The 20,513-nt window shown below is 46.4% G+C and carries 14 protein-coding genes and 1 tRNA gene; 10 read left to right on the forward strand and 5 right to left on the reverse strand.

What is annotated here, in order from left to right; genetic code table 11:
• Nucleotides 1-96 precede the first annotated feature (96 nt).
• The 8 genes from IC230_RS03735 to IC230_RS03770 all read left to right on the forward strand — a co-directional run bounded on the left by IC230_RS03735 (nt 97) and on the right by IC230_RS03770 (nt 14,656).
• Nucleotides 97-5,685: an alpha-2-macroglobulin family protein gene (locus IC230_RS03735; protein ID WP_191037608.1), complete on the forward strand. Its 5,589-nt coding sequence runs from the start codon at nt 97-99 to the stop codon at nt 5,683-5,685.
• A 154-nt stretch (nt 5,686-5,839) separates the two neighbouring features.
• On the forward strand, nt 5,840-7,156 hold the full coding sequence (locus tag IC230_RS03740; RefSeq protein ID WP_191037609.1) for an ATP synthase subunit B family protein: 1,317 nt from the start codon (nt 5,840-5,842) through the stop codon (nt 7,154-7,156).
• A gap of 99 nt (nt 7,157-7,255) precedes the next feature.
• On the forward strand, nt 7,256-7,768 hold the full coding sequence (locus tag IC230_RS03745; protein ID WP_191037610.1) for a gamma carbonic anhydrase family protein: 513 nt from the start codon (nt 7,256-7,258) through the stop codon (nt 7,766-7,768).
• A gap of 3 nt (nt 7,769-7,771) precedes the next feature.
• Nucleotides 7,772-8,386: a HupE/UreJ family protein gene (locus tag IC230_RS03750; protein ID WP_191037611.1), complete on the forward strand. Its 615-nt coding sequence runs from the start codon at nt 7,772-7,774 to the stop codon at nt 8,384-8,386.
• A 102-nt stretch (nt 8,387-8,488) separates the two neighbouring features.
• Nucleotides 8,489-10,876, forward strand: a complete 2,388-nt coding sequence (locus IC230_RS03755; protein WP_191037612.1) for a M1 family metallopeptidase — start codon at nt 8,489-8,491, stop codon at nt 10,874-10,876.
• A 27-nt stretch (nt 10,877-10,903) separates the two neighbouring features.
• Nucleotides 10,904-13,306 carry a M1 family metallopeptidase gene (locus IC230_RS03760; RefSeq protein WP_191037613.1) on the forward strand — a complete coding sequence of 801 codons (2,403 nt, stop codon included), beginning with the start codon at nt 10,904-10,906 and terminating at the stop codon, nt 13,304-13,306.
• Between the two features lie 103 nt (nt 13,307-13,409).
• Nucleotides 13,410-13,483 (forward strand) — tRNA-Pro (locus IC230_RS03765).
• Between the two features lie 93 nt (nt 13,484-13,576).
• Complete coding sequence (locus IC230_RS03770; RefSeq protein WP_191037614.1) at nt 13,577-14,656, forward strand: AlbA family DNA-binding domain-containing protein; 1,080 nt, start codon at nt 13,577-13,579, stop codon at nt 14,654-14,656.
• A gap of 413 nt (nt 14,657-15,069) precedes the next feature.
• Here IC230_RS03770 and IC230_RS03775 read toward each other — a convergent pair whose 3' ends face one another.
• A complete protein-coding gene (locus IC230_RS03775; protein ID WP_191037615.1) occupies nt 15,070-15,810 on the reverse strand; it encodes an ADP-ribosyltransferase domain-containing protein in 741 nt (246 codons plus the stop codon).
• 414 nt (nt 15,811-16,224) lie between these two features.
• Here IC230_RS03775 and tcmP point away from each other — a divergent pair, with 414 nt between their 5' ends.
• Both tcmP and IC230_RS03785 read left to right on the forward strand, forming a co-directional pair.
• Nucleotides 16,225-17,352: a three-Cys-motif partner protein TcmP gene (gene tcmP, locus IC230_RS03780; RefSeq protein WP_191037616.1), complete on the forward strand. Its 1,128-nt coding sequence runs from the start codon at nt 16,225-16,227 to the stop codon at nt 17,350-17,352.
• Nucleotides 17,353-17,412: 60 nt separating this feature from the next.
• Nucleotides 17,413-18,135 (forward strand): DUF5131 family protein, encoded by a 723-nt coding sequence (locus IC230_RS03785; protein ID WP_191037617.1) that lies wholly within the window; start codon nt 17,413-17,415, stop codon nt 18,133-18,135.
• Between the two features lie 74 nt (nt 18,136-18,209).
• Here IC230_RS03785 and IC230_RS03790 read toward each other — a convergent pair whose 3' ends face one another.
• The 4 genes from IC230_RS03790 to IC230_RS03805 are packed head-to-tail and all read right to left on the reverse strand — an operon-like array spanning nt 18,210 to nt 20,351.
• Nucleotides 18,210-18,392, reverse strand: a complete 183-nt coding sequence (locus IC230_RS03790) for a hypothetical protein (RefSeq protein ID WP_191037618.1) — start codon at nt 18,390-18,392, stop codon at nt 18,210-18,212.
• Nucleotides 18,393-18,396: 4 nt separating this feature from the next.
• Nucleotides 18,397-18,612, reverse strand: coding sequence for a hypothetical protein (locus IC230_RS03795; RefSeq protein WP_191037619.1), 216 nt, complete (start codon nt 18,610-18,612; stop codon nt 18,397-18,399).
• Between the two features lie 7 nt (nt 18,613-18,619).
• On the reverse strand, nt 18,620-19,897 hold the full coding sequence (locus tag IC230_RS03800) for a Y-family DNA polymerase (protein WP_191037620.1): 1,278 nt from the start codon (nt 19,895-19,897) through the stop codon (nt 18,620-18,622).
• Complete coding sequence (locus IC230_RS03805; RefSeq protein WP_191037621.1) at nt 19,881-20,351, reverse strand: LexA family protein; 471 nt, start codon at nt 20,349-20,351, stop codon at nt 19,881-19,883. Before IC230_RS03805 ends, IC230_RS03800 begins: the two co-directional genes overlap by 17 nt.
• Between the last annotated feature and the right edge of the window lie 162 nt (nt 20,352-20,513).

Genomic DNA, 20,513 nt, shown 5'->3' on the forward strand with positions numbered 1-20,513 from the left:
CGATAACCGCTTAGTAAGTTCATTAGGCAAATTTCGACTCGCTCAACAATTTTGACTGGATTTTTCCGTCTATATTCGGCCCCTACCTTTACTCTCATGCGAACGCGAACACTCCTACTTTTGAGCGTATGTTCTTTCCTCCTCTTTCAGTGTTCACGACTGTCTTTCAATGAGGTATCAGTCGTAGGACGCAATTTCGATGATGAGGTGCAGCAGACGCAGAATCTGACCTTTACGCTTAACAAAAATATTGGTCCGACTCACCAGCTCAACGAGTGGGATTCGACTCAGTACGTACGCTTTATACCAGCCGTTCGCGGGAAATTCAAGTGGACAGCGCCAAATGAATTAGTCTTTTCGCCCGCGCGCGCCTTCGACCCAGCCACCGATTACCGGGCCGAGCTAACCGATGATTTGCTGAAGCGCTCGGATAACAAAGACCTAAAACTATCGGGTAATGACATTACGTTCCATACGCCTTATCTGCAATTGAGCGGTATCGAAAACTGGTGGGCACGTTCGCGTGAAACGGGACAGCCCGTGGCTAAAACCCGGCTCAATTTTAATTATCCGATTTCGTCGGCGGAGCTGGCAGGAAAACTAACCGTTGTTACAGATAACAAACTACTGACAGCCCAAACTCTACCAAGCGATACCAGGGATGACGTTACGTTAACCCTGACAAACGCTCCTTCCTTAAAGAACGGACAACCACTGGTTTTTAAAGTCGACAAGGGTCTGAAAGTGCCCAATACGGCTTATGTTAGCAAAGAAATTATTGAAGAAACCAGTACGTTGCCATCGCGCTATAAAGTTGATGTAGCTGATGTACAAACAAGCTTTGAGAACAACCGGGGAGTAATAAAGGTCATTACGACCCAGGAATTGCAACCCGCCGATCTAAAGCAATATTATAGCGTACAACCACAGATTGAAACGACAGCTGAACTAACAGAAAACGGCTTTGTTGTTCGGGGTGATTTTAACGAAACTGATACGTATGTCCTAACACTTACAGACCAGATTCGGGGCGTATTGGGAACCAAGTTAGATGAGCCGGTAACGCATGACCTGTTCTTTGGAAAAATGCCCGCTAGTATCCAGTTTGCTAATAAAAAAGCGCTCTATCTATCCTCCAAAGGCGCCCGAAACATTGGCCTGACTATCGTTAACGTACCGAAAGTACAGGTTAAGATTGCTAAAGTATACGAGAATAACATTCTAAATTACCTCCGCTCGAATCGTTACGAAGAATACAAAGAGAATACCAATGGCGAATGGGGGCCTTCCGGGGCTTTTAATTACAGCAATGATGAATCGGGCGACCTTAGTGACGTACTCGTTAATAAAACTGTCGAAACCACCGATTTGCCCAAAGTACGGGGCGTCTCGGCCCTAAATCTGGCCCTGCCTGATGCCATCCAGCCTGGTCAAAATGACAGTTTCCGAGAGCATCCACTACGGGAGTATCCACTCCGGGGTGTTTATCTGGTATCGGTCGACTCAAAAGACGAAGCGTATTTACAGGCGAATCAATTAGTGTCAGTATCCGATATTGGTTTAGTCGCCCGTCAAACGAAAGACGAGGTGCTGGTCTGGGCAAATTCAATCCAGACGGCCGAGCCTATTCAGGGGGTTGACGTAACACTCGTCAGCAGCAATAATCAGTCGGTTTACACACTCAGAACGGATGGTAGCGGTTTCGTTAGATTCGACAAAGTGCGCCAGGAAGCACCCGGTTTCAAGATAGCGCTCCTAACGGCTCGTACAGACGACGACTTTAATTTTCTGTTTTTACCCGATACACAAGTTGAAACCTCGCGCTTTGAGGTTGAAGGAAAGCGGGATAATGAATCTGGCTTCGATGCGTTCGTGTACGGTGACCGCGACATTTACCGTCCCGGCGAAACCATCCATTTTAATACGGTTATCCGCTCTCAAGCCTGGCAAAGCGTTGGCGAAATTCCGGTACTGATTCGCGTATTGGCGCCTAATGGCCGCGAGTTTCGGGCATTCCGCAAAACGACCAACGCACAGGGGGCCGTAGCAACTGACGTACCGCTGAACCCGGCTGCTGTAACGGGAAGCTACACGGTTGAAGTCTTGAATGCGAACAACGTACTGCTTACTTCACAGGCAATTAGTGTTGAAGAGTTCGTGCCCGACCGGATTAAAGTAGATGTACTCACGGATAGAACGAGCTATAAATCAGGCCAGACGATTAAGCTTTCTGCAACGGCCATGAATCTGTTCGGCCCACCCGCATCTGACCGGGCTTATGAAATGGAACTGCAACTGAAGCGAAAAGCCTTTGCTCCGAAAGGATTCGGGGATTATGATTTTACGATTGCCAATGGTTCGTCAGGGGCCGGCGTATCAGCCAGTGAGCCAGGTAACCGCACCGATGTTTTCCCGAAAGAATTACGCCAGGGACGTACTAACACCAACGGGCAAGCTACTGAGCGTTTTCCGATTTCACCATTGTACCAGGATATTGGTTTGCTCGAAGGAAAGTTATTTGTTACAGTCTTCGATGAAAACGGACGCCCCGTCAATCGACTCCGGCGTTTCGACGTTCTGACACAGGATACATTTTTCGGAGTACGTTTACCCAATCGCTACGTTGCAACGAATGCGCCGGTTGCGGTCGATTTGGTAGCGATTGATCCAGCCGGAACGTTACGTTCCTCAGCCTCGGCACTGGTCAACGTTGTGCGCTATGACTATCAGACTGTGATCGAGAAAAAAGGAGATGGCGAACAGGCACAGGTTAAATACACTACCCGACGACGAGAGAAATCGGTTTATACCAATACGTTAGTTTTCAAAGGAGGAAAATCGGCCCTGCGTTACGTTCCGACCGTTTCGGGTGAGTATGAAATCCGTGTTCGTCGGCCAAATGCACAGGGATATGCAGCCACTGGTTTCTACGCTTATGGCTACGGCAGTACGTCTGCATCATCGTTTGAGGTGAGTCAGGAAGGTCAGGTACTCATGACACTCGACAAACCAACGTATCAAACCGGCGACAAAGCCAACGTACTGTTCAAAGCGCCTTTTGATGGCAGATTACTCGTAACGGTTGAGCGGAATCACGTCATCGAACAGCACTGGCTGAAAACGACCAACAAATCGGCTGAGTGGAATTTTTCGGTCGGCAATGAGCATTTGCCCAATGTTTACGTAACAGCAACGCTCATCCGGGCTATTGATAATCGGGACAACCTTCCGTTAACGGTTGCTCACGGGTTTGCGCCTGTATCGGTGCAGGATGCGGGCACAAAACTTCCCGTCGCGATCACGGCGATTACACAATCGCGCTCCAAAACGAAACAGACCATTCGGATAAAAACGGCGAGTAACGCACAGGTAACCGTAGCGGTTGTCGATGAAGGGATTCTGCAACTCAAGAATTTCAAAACGCCAGACCCGCATGGATTTTTCTATCAGAAACGGGCTCTCGAAGTGGGAAGCCACGATCTTTATGCGCTGCTTTATCCTGAGTTGTCACTGAAATCAGTTTCAAGTACGGGGGGAGACGGCTACGATCTGGAACGGCGAGTTAATCCGCTCAGTAATGGGCGTGTAAAATTAGTGGCGCTCTGGAGCGGTATCTTAAATGCAGGCTCAGATGGCGAGGCCGAATTTACAGTAGATATTCCGCAGTTTTCGGGTGATCTGCGCGTAATGGCTGTTGCCTACAAAGACAATGCATTCGGTTCAGCAAACAGCAACATGAAAGTGGCCGATTCAATCGTAATCAGCACCGGATTACCCCGCTTTCTAACTCCCGGCGACCAACTCGATTTACCCGTTAACCTGAGCAACACAACGAAACAACCAGCGGTTGTAACAGCGCAATTAACCCTGACTGGACCGCTGGCTGCGGATAGCGCTGGCTCGCAAAAACTTACTATTCAGCCCGGACGCGAGAGTCGGGCGATGTTTCATATTTCGGCGAAACAGACGATTGGGGTAGGATCAATAACGGTTATGGTCAAAGGGCTGAATGAAACCTTTATCGAGAAAACAGATATAACCGTTCGCCCGGCGGCCTCCTTGCAGAAAACGACAGTATCGGGCGTTGTCGCTGGTGGAAAAACGCAGATACTGCAGCTAGCTGGTAACCGTGCGACGGACCGTTTCCTGCCCGGTACCGCGCAAGCAAGCGTTACGTTGAGTCGGTCGCCGGTAATGCAGTATGGTCGTGAGTTATCGTATCTACTGGGGTATCCACACGGATGTCTTGAGCAGACTATTTCAAAAGCTTTCCCGCAGATTTATTTCGCGGATTTGGCGAAGCAATTATCGACCAATACGTATTTCGTTCGCGCCGGAGATAGCGACCTGAATCCAGCCACCAATATTCGTCAAGCCATCCAAACGATCGAAGGATTACAAGTGCAGAACGGCGGCTTCACGATGTGGCCGGGCGTTACTCCGTCGGGAACCGGTACGAGATCAAGCCGATCCAATGTAGATGAGTGGGCTACAGCCTACGCAATTCATTTCCTGACCGAAGCCCAGGAGGCCGGCTACGAAGTAAGGCCATCCGTCTTGAGTTCGGCCATTGATTTCCTGACTTCTTTTACAAACAACCCCGCGACCGAAACCGATATTACGTTTGACGAGACCGGCGGACGTAGTGAAAAAAAAGTAGCCAGTCGCACAAGTATCTACGCGCTCTACGCCCTTACCGTAGCTGGTAAGCCAAACCGTTCGGCTATGAATTATTACAAACAGAACGTAGGCTTGCTGACTCCCGATAGTCGCTATTTATTAGCCTCGGCCTTTTTCCGAATTGGCGATACGCGCAATTTCACTACGTTATTGCCTAAACAATTTACCGAAACGTCGGATCGAGGTAGCATAATCCAGCGGCAAACAGGTGGCAGTTATGCCTCACCACTCCGTAACCTGGCTTTAGTTCTTGACGCACTGGTAGACACCGATCGTGATAATTTGCAAATTCCGGTGTTGGCCCGACAATTATCCAGTGCCCTTAAGCAAAGTCGTTACGTAAACACGCAGGAAGCCGTTTTTGCGTTTCTGGCGCTAGGTAAGTTAGCTCGGCAATCGGCTGGTAGTACAGCTACTGCTACGTTAACAACAGGCGGCAAATCGCTAGGCACAATGACCAATACACTATTAAATCTGAAACGCGTCCCAACCAATGCCCCTCTGACGCTGACGGCGAATGGTGCTGGCAATGTTTATTATTTTGCCCAGAGCGAAGGCGTTCCTGCCACAGGGAAGATCATGGAAGAAGACAATGGTTTGCGCGTGCGTCGGGAATACTTGAATCGTCAAGGCCAAAAACTTGCTGAGATCAAACAAAATGATCTGGTTATAGTAAAAGTCACGCTTGTCAGTCTCAATGGTCTTACGGTAGAAAACGTTGTCGTGACCGATTTACTGCCTGCCGGGCTGGAAGTTGAAAATCCCCGATTAACCGAATCCCGCGACATGGCCTGGATCTCGAAGCCCTCCGTACCGGATCACTTTGACCTTCGCGACGATCGGATTAATTTTTACACAACTGCTACTGGCACTCAACAAACGTATTACTATCTGGCACGGGCCGTATCAAAAGGCCGCTTTGTAGTGGGTTCTGTTTCGGCGGATGCCATGTACAATGGTGACTATCGGAGCTATAATGGCGCAGGAATTATAACGATCCGATAAGCCATCCACACGTAAATCGGGTATACTAGTCCACGCTAATTGTGGAATAGAATGCCAACATTTACCTTGTATCATTGGTTATATACACCAAATGTACACTGGTATGCTTTTTGACGTGTCTCAGTTTATCGATGATTAATAAATATACAACGTTATGAAAAGGAAAATATGGGTAGTAGGCGCTTTTCTGGCAGCTGCTGTTGGTCTGTCATCCTGCGCTGCAACAGAAAAATGGCTTTACGGTAACTCGCAAAATAGCCGGGAAGATATAGTACAACAGGACCGGACAAACTCGTCGCGCGATAGCCGGAACTCGCAAGGTCGTTACGCTGACAATGACGGAGGCACAATATTCAGCCGCAGAAACCGGGATGACGATCGCATGAGTCGTAATGAGTCGTCGCGCGATAATGACCGCGATGGTGATACGTACAGCAGTTATCGCAACCCTTATACCAACTCCTATAGATCATCTGACAATCGCAACGATAATGACCGGCCAAGCCGTTCGTCAGGAAGCGATTCGTATAACAACCGCTACAACGACCAGAATAACGATAGTCGGAGTTCATACAACAATCGGTATAACTACTACAACGACCGGTCTGGTAATAGCCGCAACTCGTATGATGATCGGTCATCTGATCGACGTAATTCGTCCAGTGACCGTTATAATGACCGGCAGGACGATCGATCTTCGAACAGCCGCAATTCGTACGACGATCGCGATAGCTACAACAACCGCTCTGATCGCTCTGATAATGACAATTCCCGGTCGGACAGCCGCAACAACGATCGGAACGATAATCGTCGGAATAATGACCGGTATTCATACTCATACAATGACCGCAACAACGATCGATCCGACAATGACCGGAATTCGTACAGCGATCGGTCAGATAGCCGTGACAACCGGAACAATTACAACAATCGCCAAAACGATGACCGGAGTGATCGCCAGATGGACGATCGGGACCGTGACAATCGGAGAAACGATGACCGTCAGATGAATGATCGGGACAATCGTCGCAATGATGATCGTCAACGAGATGACCGGGATAACCGCCGGAACGATGATTCAAATCGTGACAATCGCAACAACTACGATAATCGTGATAGCCGAAATAACGATCGCGATAACAATCGGGACAATGATCAGTCGAACAACCGCTCTTCAGACCGCGACCGTCGCGATTTGACCGATCGTATTTCTGATCAGATGGATAAAGTCGACAAGCAGCTTGACGAAGCGAAGGCTGAGGTGAAGAACGAAAGTCGCAAAGATCGCAAGAAACGGGAGGACCGGGTTAAAGATCTGGAAGACAAGCGTAAACAATTATCAGATTCGTACATCAAAGTACAACGGTCAACCTCTGATGATTTCGATAAAGTGAAAAAAGAAACCAATAAAGTTGTCGATGATATTGGTGACTGGTTTGAAAAAACAGCCGATAAAGTTGACAAAAAGTAAGTTTTAGTTTTCCAATACAGCAAAGGGCGGGTTCAATCGAACCCGCCCTTTGCTGTTATAACGTAGCGGTAACGTTTTCAATAAGCCTATATTTGTGGTATGGCACTATTTAAAGCGGTTCGAGGCATTCATCCAAAATTCGGCGAAAACTGCTGGTTCGCTGACAATTCGACCATCGTCGGCGACGTAACAATGGGACGCGATTGTACCGTTTGGTTCAACGCCGTCGTTCGGGGCGATGTCAACTCGATTACTATCGGCGATCGGACTAACATTCAGGATGGCGCTGTCATTCACTGTACGTATCAGCGGTACAAAACGGCCATTGGCAACTACGTATCCATTGCCCACAACGCCGTTGTTCATGGCTGCACGCTCGAAGATGATGTTCTGATTGGCATGGGCGCTATTGTTATGGATGGTGCTATTGTTGGCGCAGGTAGCATCATTGCTGCCGGAGCCATCGTTACGCAGCATACCATCATACCACCAGGCTCAATCTACGCTGGCAATCCAGCTCGTTTCCTAAAAGCTGTTTCGCCTGAACAGGCTGAGATTTTTAAGCGAACAGCAAACAATTATGTCATGTACGCCGAGTGGTTTAAGGAGTAGCATATGGATGAGTTTTTAATCTATCTTCGTTTAGGCTTTGATCATATTACCGATCCGGGTGGTTACGATCATATTCTATTCGTCATTGCGCTTTGCGCGGTTTATACGCTTCAGCAGTGGCGGCAGGTACTGATTCTGGTTACGGCTTTCACAATTGGTCACTCGATTACGTTAGCTCTGGCAACGTTGCAGCTCATTCATTACAAAACGGAATTAATCGAATTACTTATCCCGATCACCATTCTAATCACCGCCATTGTTAATTTCTTCTTTCAGGATTCGAAAGCCTCTACGAACAAAACTTCGGCAATTAACCAGTCAGGGCGTTACGTGCTTGCTTTATCATTTGGGTTAATTCATGGAATGGGCTTTTCCAACTATCTACGTAGTCTATTGGGACGCGAAGTCAGTATTACGCAACCACTGTTGGCCTTTAACATAGGTCTCGAACTTGGTCAACTGGTTATTGTTGGTATTGTATTAACGCTGACATACGTCGTTCTAACGATAATCCGAAGTAGCCGCCTTCGCTGGACGCTGATTGTATCGGGCATTGTCGCAGGAATGGCTTTATCACTTATTGTCAATAATGAGTATTTGGGCGAGTTGATAAAATAATGGCTCTGGTTCACCTACACGACTTTTATTCGCCTTTCTGTAGAAACCATACAAGTCCTTTTTCGTAATTTTACCCTTTCATCAACAACTACAGCCTGAAATATGCAAAAGATAATTTTGCTAATTGTAAGTTTCGCCATTCCGGCAGGGTTAGTTTTGGCTCAGCGACCCACGCCATCATCACAAAGCGCCAACACACGCTTCGAGCAGTTGGGGCCAAACCTCCCTTCACCCACTACGTTCCGTACAGCAGCCGGATCACCAGGCAAAGATTATTTCCAGAACCGGGCCGATTATGACATCAAAGCGACACTGGATGATACGAAGCAGAAACTAACTGGTACGGAAACCATTACGTATCATAACCGTTCTTCCGATCCTCTGACCTACTTGTGGCTTCAGCTCGATCAGAACTTGTTTCGGCCTGAATCGATTGGTAAGTCTACCCAAACAAATAGTATCGACTCGCACCAGGGTGCTACACTACGACAAATTGATCCCAACGCATCATTGGCGGGAAAAGACTATGGTCATAAGATAACCTCCGTACGTGATCAGGCGGGGAAGCCGCTCAAATACACGATCAATCAGACCATGATGCGGATCGATTTACCAACGGCGGTAGCCTCGGGCAAATCCGTAACATTTTCGATTGACTGGAACTTCAATATTGTTGATGTAAAAGGAGTAGGTGCCCGAGGAGGTTACGAGTTTTTCCCGAAAGACGGTAATTACATTTACGAGATTGCCCAATGGTTTCCGCGACTGTGCTCGTATAATGACGTTACTGGCTGGCAGAACAAGCAGTTTCTGGGCCGTGGAGAATTCACGCTAATCTTTGGTAATTATAAGGTCGCATTAACGGTTCCAAACGACCATATCGTTGGCGCAACGGGTGAATTACAAAATCCGGCCCAAGTCTTGAATGCAACCCAGCAGAAACGCTGGAACGAAGCGAAAGGTCGGGGCGATAAACCCGGCGAAAACCCAGTGCTGATTGTCACACAGGCCGAAGCCGAAGCGGCCGAGAAAGGCAAACCCTCGGGCACAAAGACCTGGATTTTTAAAGCCGACAATGTACGTGATTTTTCGTTTGCCAGCAGTCGTAAATTCATGTGGGATGCTCTGCAACCAAATGTTGAAGGAAAACGGGTCTGGGCAATGTCACTTTATCCGAAAGAAGCCAATCCACTCTGGGGCCAATACTCGACTCGTCTGGTGGCGCATACGCTACGTTCCTACTCCCGTCGCACCATTGCTTACCCGTATCCTGTAGCGTATTCCGTTCACGGTCCAGTTGGCGGTATGGAATATCCAATGATCAGCTTTAACGGCGCCAGACCTGAACCCGACGGTACGTATGCTGTAGGTACGAAGAATTTTCTTATATCAGTGGTAATACATGAGGTGGGGCACAATTTTTTCCCGATGATCGTCAACTCCGATGAACGCCAGTGGTCCTGGATGGACGAAGGTTTGAATAGTTTTCTGGAAGGGTTGGCCTGTCTTGAATGGGATGCCGATTTCCCGGCGCATGGGATCGATCCTCAATACATCGTGCCCTACATGCAGCTTGATTCGACTCAGCAGGTTCCTATCATGAGTAGCTCAGATAATATTCCTGGCAATACGTTTGGTCCGAATGCATACACCAAACCCGCCACAGCGCTAAATATTCTGCGCGAAACGGTGATGGGACGCGAGTTATTTGATTATGCCTTCAAAGAATATGCCCGTCGCTGGGCGTTCAAAAGCCCCGAACCCGCTGACTTCTTTCGGACGATGGAAGACGCTTCGGGCGTTGATCTGGACTGGTTCTGGAAAGGCTGGTTTTACACCGTACAACCTGTCGACCAATCGCTGGTAAAAGTAGACTGGTTTCAGGCCAATTCTCAAAATCCGGACATAACGAAAGCCGAAGCTCGTTCGGCCGCTCAACGTAAACTAAACACGGTCAGTAAACAACGAGATGCGCTCAGCAAAGATCAGACAGTGGTGGCGCAGGATAGCACCATGCTCGACTTTTACAATCGCTATGATCCATATGCCGTTACGGCCGAAGACCGAAAAAAATACCAGGATTATGTAGCCTCGCTAAGCGCAGAAGAACGCTCGTTGGCCGAAGCGGGTACAAATCTTTATACACTCTCTCTGCAAAACAAAGGAGGCATACCGATGCCGGTTATCGTTCGGATGGAGTTTGAAGATGGCACGGATTCAGTAGCCCGATTCCCGGCCGAAATCTGGCGCTTCAACGACGTATCGATTAAGAAAGTCATTGCTACGAATAAGAAGGTAAAGCAATGGACACTTGACCCTTATTACGAGATCGCCGATATTAATACTGAAGACAATGCATTTCCACCGGTTACTCAGCCAACCCGTTTTCAGCTGTTTAAGCAACAACAGAGCAGAAACCCGGCTGGACCAAATCCAATGCAGCAACAACGCAAACAAGCTCCTGCCCAGCAGGGAAGCGGCAAAAATTAATACCCTCTATCAATCTTTCGACAAACTATGAGAAACGTAGTGTTACTGGTCGGACTAACGTTTTGTTCCGCAACGTTGCTGGCACAGACTCCGGCCCCAACTCAGAATGCCAATACGCGCTTCGAGCAACTCGGGCCAATGTTGCCAACGCCAAATACGTTCCGAACGGCGGCTGGCGCACCGGGTAAAGATTATTTTCAGAACCGGGCCGATTACGATATTAAGGTCGAACTCGACGACGCAACCCAAAAAATTATCGGTACGGAGACCGTTACGTATCACAATAACTCAACCGATGAATTGCCCTTCATCTGGCTTCAACTCGACCAGAATCTGTTTGCAAAAGGGTCAATTGGCAGCGTTACGCGCACTGGGGGTGTAAATGAGAGCGGCATGAGTTTCGCTCAGTTACAGAACTTGACTTCTGTGCGGGAACGTAGCAGCCAGCAAGCTTCCGATAAGTATGGCTATAAGATTAACGCCGTTAAAGATGCCAAGTCAGGGAAGCCACTTAAGTACGTTATTAATCAAACCATGATGCGGATTGATTTGCCAGCGGCTTTGAAACCCGGTGGTAGCTACTCGTTTAATGTCGATTGGAACTACTTCATTACCGAATATTACGGACGCAGTGGTATGGAGTTTTTTCCAAAGGATGGCAACTATAATTACTTCATTGCGCACTGGTTTCCGCGTTTGTGCGCTTACAACGACGTCAACGGCTGGCAGAACAAGCAATTTCTGGGTCAGGGTGAGTTCACGCTTATTTTCGGCAATTACAAAGTAGCCATTACGGTACCGAGTGACCATGTAGTCGGAGCAACAGGGGAGTGTCAGAACTACAAACAAGTATTGACGGCTACTCAACAGAAACGCATGGCACAGGCCGCTACGTCGAAAACGCCGATTGTCATTGTAACACAAGCCGAAGCCGAAGCGGCTGAGAAAGCAAAACCGGGAGCTACCAACGGCAAGAAAACTTGGGTGTATAATGCGCAGAATGTTCGTGATTTTGCTTTCGCTAGTAGCCGCAAATTCATTTGGGATGCTATGCAAACAGATGTATATGGCGACGGACGTAAAATATGGAGTATGTCCTTCTATTCAAAGGAGGGAAACCCGCTCTGGGGCCAATATTCAACCCGTGTTGTTGAGCATACGTTAAAATCGTACGGCAATCGCACGATCAAGTATCCATATCCAGTGGCTATTTCCTGTCACGGTACGCCCGGAGGAGGGATGGAGTACCCAATGATTTCGTTCAATGGTGGTCGTCCGGAACCCGATGGTACGTATTCGGCTCAAGTAAAAGCAGGCATGATTGGGGTGATTATTCATGAAGTGGGTCACAATTTCTTTCCGATGATTGTTAACTCCGACGAACGCCAGTGGACCTGGATGGATGAGGGGCTCAATACCTTTTGTCAGTATCTGGCAGAGAAAGAGTGGGATTTTAATTTCCCAAGTCGACGGGGCGAACCACAGGACATTGTTGACTATATGAAGTCGGACAAGGCGGTACTATCGCCCATTATGACTTCCTCCGATAACGTCATTGGTCTTGGACCTAATGCCTATGCGAAACCGGCCACAGCGCTAAATATTCTGCGAGAAACGGTGATGGGGCGGGAGTTATTTGATTATGCCTTCAAAGAATATGCCCGTCGTTGGGCGTTCAAAAGTCCCGAACCCGCTGACTTCTTCCGGACGCTGGAAGATGCTTCGGGCGTTGATCTGGACTGGTTCTGGAAAGGCTGGTTCTATGGCGTAGAGCCCGTTGATCAGGATTTAACAGAGGTTGATTGGTTCCAGGTCGATTCAGGAGATCCCACAATTAGTAAAGCAGCCGCCAAATCCGAAGCTCAACGTCGGGCAGGTACCGTTAGTAAACAGCGGGATGCTGCCACGAAAGCGGAAACGGTCGTTGCTAAAGATTCGACCATGAATGACTTTTATAATAGCTATGATCCGTATGCAGTTACAGATGCCGATAAAAAGAAATATCAGGATTATTTGGCAACGTTGAGCGCAGACGAACGTAAAACGATCGAAACATACGGAGGGACTAATTTTTATACGTTGTCGCTGAAGAATAAAGGTGGTTTACCCATGCCGGTGATTATACGGATGCAGTTCGAAGATGGCACGGATTCAGTAGCCCGTTTCCCCGCTGAAATCTGGCGCTTCAACGACGTATCGATCAAGAAAGTCATTGCTACGAACAAGAAAGTGACCCAATGGACGCTCGATCCGTATCAGGAGATTGCCGATATTGATGCCGAGAATAACTCATTTCCACGCGTGGCTCAGCCAACGCGCTTTCAGTTATTCAAACAGCGTCAGAATGGAACGGCAGCCGGATCAAATCCAATGCAACAACAGCGACGTACTACGCAACCCCCAGCCACGCAGGGAAGCGGTAAGAACTAAGTAGAACGTATAAAGTGTAGAATGAACATTGGAAAAGTATTTGTAAATTTCCTTTATTCTTCATTGTTCATTCTACACTCTTCATTACTTTTGCAGTCCCATTCGGGATGTAGCGCAGTCCGGTAGCGTGCTTGCATGGGGTGCAAGAGGTCGTGGGTTCGAATCCCGCCTTCCCGACTCTGATTATCAGCCACTTACAAACTCAGTAGGTGGCTGTTTTCATTTTAGGTACATCAATTGGTACAACATTTCTTCTCATCCACACCTGTTATGGCTAGCTCTTTCGCTCAAAATCAGTTCGGAAAATCGATTGATCAAGTTACTGCCAGCGATTTAATATCTTTTTTCTCCGAAGAAAGAGATGAATCACTAACACTTGAATTCAAATCTTTTTCTCAAAGAGAAGGCGATATCAAACATAAAGAGAATGCGATACTTAAAACAATCTGTGGGTTTTTGAACTCAAACGGGGGCCTATTGATCTGGGGAGCTCCAGAGGAAGTGAAAAATACCAATGGGCAAAAAGTATTTGCTGACCATCTATCTCCCGTTGAAAAACGTTACACCAGAGACGATTTAATCAGTAAGATATCTAACCGAATCACTCCCTTTGCCGCATCTGTCCAAGTAGAACCAATTGAGGTAGAACATGGCAAATTTGTTTATTTAATCGAAGTCCCCGAAAGCTCAGCTAAACCACACCAATTTGATAATATTTATTACATGAGGCTGGATGGCCAAACTAAGGTAGCTCCGCATTATGTCATTGATGCCCTATTTAAGCAAATCAAATTTCCCAGCTTAAACGTCTTTTTACGGCTGGATGGATTCACTCACCGAAGTGGAGAAGTTACACACAATTCGGTTAATGTACTGATAAGCTGCTTCTTGATAAACTCATCTAAGTTTATCCACGAATACGATCCATACTATATAATAGATTTAGGAGCAGGGGGGTTCATAAATAAGGCAACTAATCAGTTAGAACGGATTCATCATGTATATGATATTCCTAGTTTTAAAACCCTGGCATATAATGTGCCGCTAGTTAGACAGGAGGTTTTTCATATGACAATAGATCAATATCATGAATGGTGCGATAAAAACTTATCCATTCCCATTGCCATAGTCGGCGGTGGTAAACTTTCACCATTAGTTAGCAGCAGCTACAAACTTGAACTTGTATCCGCTAAGGAAAACAAAGAGCTTGTTTTAAATAAGAACGTGCCAGTCGATCGAGTTATAAATTTGAGGCCTATCAGTCTTAATCAGTTCAAGCATGATGAATGGACAGGATCAGAAGAAAAACGGCTAGAATTAATCGTTAACAATACTAAGGTGCCAAAGTAACAGATATTTAATAAAATGAAGCAGTTGCTGTGTTGCTTTTCTGGGTGGTAATGGTAAAGCCCATATATAGGAGTTTACTACCTTGCCACCCAAGAATGAGATATATATTTAGTGTTGACTGAGTATGCCTGATAACTTAATTTCTTGAGATGAATACACTAGAGTGGCCACATAAACATAGCTGGCCACTTTATACCCTCATCGAGTTGGCTGCTAACTCTCCTTCGGGACATGCTTCCTATCGGCAGGAAGTTACCCTGCACGGAGGGAATCAACAATGCACGCATCAGATTTTAAATCAGGTTGCGAAGCGTAATGCCATAGTCAGTTTGCCTGCTATACTGGGGAGTTCCCCGTGTTGCAGGCAACCAAAAAAGATCTCTTATTCCAGCGATTCTCGTATGGGCCGTGGATCAATTGTAATCAACTGTAGCAACTCCTATTGTTGTTAACGCATCTTCCTTTTTTACATAATGGACACGATAGGCACATGCAACAGGAAATAAAACCTCTTCTTCCTCTTTAAACTTAGAAAAAAGTGAAATATCACGAGGATACCTCTTGTCGTTCAAAGACATAGCGCTTTCAGTGAATATTTCAAAAAGCACATTGCCTCCAAAGCATTCCTCCTTAGATTTCGAAGCAGATACGAATGGTGCCCAAACAAACAATTCACTTTCAGTGTATTTCTCTATATCCTCCTGTGATAAATTTGTACCTCTATATACTTTTTGTTCAAACGTCGGCTTCTGCCTAATAGCCACATTAAGTTGTAGTATCCAAGGAGCTAATGCATTATCAAAGCTTTCGGTATCATCGGTATTAAAATTACCATCTTGATATAGATGGCAATCTCTTAAGAATTTATTAACATCATAATATAAGGAGGTTTCATCTGTATACTGCTCTATAATTTTATTATTAAGTTCAATTTCAGTAGAACACAATCCAATTTTTTTTGCCTGCTCTGTATAACCTATCTTTTCAAGGCCTACTGAAATTAACTTCTTTAATGGCTGGAGATCAGCCCTCAAATTATACTGAGGAGGTTTTTTGGATAGAAAGCTCTCAAAGCTGTTTAAATGTTCTATCCAGTGAAAATATTCGTTGCTTTGAGCACAATGATGTAAAATTAAAGGTTCCTCAAAAACCATACCCGTGTATTTTGAGAATGTAAGCGCGTCAGCTATTGGACTTGTTCTTAGCCTCTCCCGGTCCATTGATTATTTATTTATCGCTTAAAACTAAATCTATTTTGTCACATGAAAGTTGCTCCATAATTACTAATTACCAACGCCGAAGGTGATCAGCCGTGGGGCAACTACCGGGTTAGTGTTGATGATGTAGAGCGGCAGACGGGGTATGATTTGCTGTCGAATGTGCCGGGTGATATGCAGCGGGTGATTGAAGCAGGGGTGGATAGGGTTATACCATAATGACTGTAAGTAGATATCATATGACAATTCCCTTTATTGCTAGCACCTTCGTGGGTAGCCCAAAAAGGCTATCTGCATAGAAAATCAGCTGGAAAGATGCTGTTCTGATCTACACCTAAACCTTATGTATCAATGGCAGCATCAAACGCTGACTTCTTTTTAGTTAGAAAAGAGCAATCATTTATAAAAGCCAGTATTGTTTCGAAGTACTTCTGGGTCTGGGCCAAAGTAATGGCCAATCGAGTGGAAGAGTTTTATTACGTCGATCTGTTTTCTGGCCAGGGTAAATATGAAGACGGCTCAGAATCTACTCCTCTATTAATTATTAAAAACGCAATTAGCGATCCTCTTATTCGTACGAAGCTTAGGGTGTTTTTTAACGACGAAAACTCTGAGTATATAGCTAAACTAAAATCTGAAATTGAGGCACTGGCGGGTATAGAATCGCTTAAATATCCGATAGTATATTCCAATAAAGACGTATTTGATATTTCATTAAGTGAAGTTTATCCGAATGGCAATATAAAGCCCACCTTATTGTTCGTAGACCCATTTGGTTATAACGGACTTCAACTGGATTTCTTCAAAGTAATTAAAAGCTGGGGTAGCGAAGTCATATTCTTTTTCAACTACAAACGAATAAATATGGCTATCAGTAATCCAGTTTTCAATAAAAATATGAAACGGTTGTTTGGTGATGATTTATTCAATCAGCTGGCTGAATTTCTGGATGAATCAACACCTAACGTCGAAGATCGAGAAGAAAAAGTAACGGAAACAATTTGCCAGAGAATTTCATCGATTGACGAAAAAATAATCCGCCCCTTACACTACCGTTTTCGGGACGAACGGGGAACCAGAACTATACATCACCTCTTTTTTGCGACCAAACACGAACTGGGCTATGCCAAAATGAAAGAAATAATGATGGGCATGAGCAGCGAACAGCAGGAGGGCGTAGGTATGATGGAATTTAACAAGCTAACCGAGCATCAACCACGTTTACTGCCCGATTTTTCAATTCCAGTCCTTAAAAAACTATTGCTAGAAAAATTCGCCGGAACTAGCCATACTGTAGAGCAGATCTATTTTATCCATAACATTGGCAAGCCATATATCGAAAAGAATTATAAGGAGGCTCTGCGGCAGCTTGAGGCATCAAAACAGATTTCTTGCGAACCCCCACGTAGTAAGCGACGTAGTATAAAAGGCATTGCTACGATGGCAGATAGCGTTATTATTACATTCTTTAAATTATGAAATAATACTTGTTTATTCGAAAAAATAATCTTAATTTAAAGAAAATCAACCACTTAACTAATGGCACAATCGAGTATTGAATGGACAGAAATGACCTGGAATCCTACAACTGGCTGTGATAAATTAACGGCTGGCTGTAAATTCTGTTACGCAGAGGTCATGACCAAACGATTAAAAGCGATGGGTCAGCAAAAATATTCGGCAGGATTTAAAACGGTTGTTACGCACGATTCAGAAATTAATCTACCGTTTTCCTGGAAGAAACCGAAAACGGTTTTTGTCAATTCGATGTCAGATCTTTTTCACAAAAACGTACCGCTCGAATTTATCCAGAAAGTATTCGATACGATGAATCGTTGTCCGCAGCATACGTTCCAGGTTCTAACCAAGCGAGCTGATTTGTTGGAAGCTTACTCCGATCAACTGACTTGGACTGGAAATATCTGGATGGGGGTGTCAGTGGAAGATAATCGCGTTGTTGAACGGATCGATCATTTGCGACGAACGGATGCTAAGATTAAATTTCTTTCGCTCGAACCTTTACTTGGTCCATTACCGAATCTAAATCTAACAGGTATTGACTGGGTGATCGTCGGGGGTGAATCTGGTTTTAGAGCCCGTCCAATGGAGGAGGCTTGGGTGCAGGATATCCGAGTACAATGCGAAGAGCAAGGGGTTAATTTTTTCTTTAAACAGTGGGGCGGGAAAAATAAAAAAGCGACCGGTCGATTATTGAACGGACGGACGTACGACGAAATGCCTGAACGTTTAGTATTAGCCTAGTGATAAAGCCCTGATGCGGCAGTCAGGGCTTTATTATGCATTTTAATTCAGCCAATCATCCCGCCAATATTTTATTAGATTTTTTCGACTAAAGGTGGATTATACGTGCCTGATACTAGCTCCGTATTACAGGACTCAATCCCTTCTTTCAGTTCTGATCTAGCCCGCTTATTTTCCGGCAAATCGGCTAATGCATTCAAAGCCGTTTGCAAGGCTACCTTTCGAGCCCATACCTCTTTAATCTGTTCTTGTGTCATGGTTCTATTTACCGGTTGTTAGGTTCTGCACTGGTTTGTCAGACAGCTTTTTCACATCGTCACTATTGACTAGTTGGGTTGGCCGGTCACCATCGGGTTGTACTTTCAGCTTTCCCGATGGCATCCAATTAATCACGGTGGCTTTGTAGGGCTTACGGGTAAAACCCTTTTTGGTAGGGTTGACTACCACCCGATCGCCTTGGCTAATGACTCGATTCATACCTGTGTCAGCTTACTTCTAATATATCCTCCCACTGCGTCGTGTAGCGTGGCGTAAGCCACTGCGGCTTCATGGGCCACTCGGGATTGTACAGCTGTGAAGCCATCCGGAGCGTGTCGTGTCCGTAGCGCTTATTGACTTTATCCATTGCCCTGGATAATCGAATCAGCCGCTCGTCTGGACCTTGGGTAAACACGCCCGCCTGTCGGTAATCGGCCGGTACCAGGTCCGTCAGCATCACCCCTACCCGGGCATAATGATACCCAAACTTAAAAATAGCTTTCAGACCCGATTCGGCGTATTTGATGATCTCCAGGGTTGAACTGGTTGGATGAGGAAGCCGAACCGTCACGCTGTTGCTGTACTGCTTGGCAGGTTGGCCATTGATTGGTGTCTTTCTGTGTGGGTTCGTGCGAAGCCAAACGGTCACGGCGCCACAGAGCGACTCCTGACGACGTAACTTTTCGCAGATGCGGGAGAGGTGTACCGTTAGCGCATCGTTGATCTGCGAAAGATCCGGAATGACATGACCAAAGCCCGGCTCGGTGCAGATGGATTTTCTCGGTGGCGGGTTCACCTCCAGTAGCTTGCAAGGACGCCCGCGCAGCTCATGCACCAGGCGCAGTCCATTAACGGTCATCACCTGGCGAATCCAGTCATCGTTGACGTCCCGAAGCTGAGCAGCCGTTTTAATGCCTACGTTTCTAAGCTTGGCGGCCGACTGGCGACCCACGCCCCACAGATCTTCCACTGGAAAATCTTCCAGGGCTTCAGTAATCGCTTCGGGTGTATTCAGTACACAAACCAGATCGGGGCTTTTCTTGGCTAGTTTATTGGCCACCTTCGCCAGCGTTTTCGTTGGGGCAATGCCAACGCCCACCGGAATATGTAGCCACTGTTTGATCTTGATCCGGATGTCGCGGCCCAGATCCTGATAGCTCGGATAAATGCCCGTGTATTCTTCCAGTTGCAGGAACGCTTCATCGATCGAGTACACCTCCACGTCGGGCGCAAACTGGGTCAACAGGCTCATTAGTTTAGCGGAAATATCCCCGTAAAACTCGTAGTTGGAAGAGAATACGGTAATCTCGTTCTGCTCGCGAAGTTCTTTGGTTTCGAAGAAAACCTGCCCCATTTTGATACCCAAAGCTTTGGCCTCGTCACTTCTGGCCACCACGTTACCATCCCGGTTCGAGAGGACAATGATAGGTTTTCCTTCCAGGTCCCGACGAAAGATCCGGTGGCAGCTGGCGTAGAAGTTTTTTCCATCAACAAGGGCGTACATACCTGGGCGGTTTGGAGATGATGAAGGTAACCACGCCCAGCACGTCGAAGCGGTCCCGGTCGGGATGCAGATAAATCGGCGCGTACTGGCTGTTACTGGATTCGAGCATGACCATGGGGGCTTTACTCACAAACCGCTTCACGCACCAGCCGTCATTGACGTATGCCACAATGACCTTCCCCGTTTCGACAGGTATTGTCGAGTCGACGACCAAGATCGATCCGGGATAAATGTAGTCGCCTATCATGCTTTCCCCGGTTGCCTTGACAAAGTGGGTACAGTCGGGATGTAGCACGCACAGATCCTGCAAATTGAGCCGCTCCCGAATGTGATTTTCAGCGGGACTGGTGAAGCCAGCGGATACGGGTATGTCCCAAAAGGGAATCAGTTCCCGGCGGCTGGCATCGACTCGAAAGATGTTTTCGGGCGGTATGGGGTCAATCGTGTCATTCATAGCGGTGTCGGTTTCAGGCGTCAAACCGCTATGATATAGTTTTGCTATTACAAATACAAGTAAAATATAAGATGACCGTTCGATAAAGTAGTCGTAGTTGACTTAGAATCATGAACAAAATAGGTCAATTTCTAACGTACATTTAAGTCGTTAGCTCGCTGT

The organism is Spirosoma validum (assembly GCF_014699035.1).
GTDB classification, from domain to species: Bacteria; Bacteroidota; Bacteroidia; order Cytophagales; family Spirosomataceae; genus Spirosoma; species Spirosoma validum.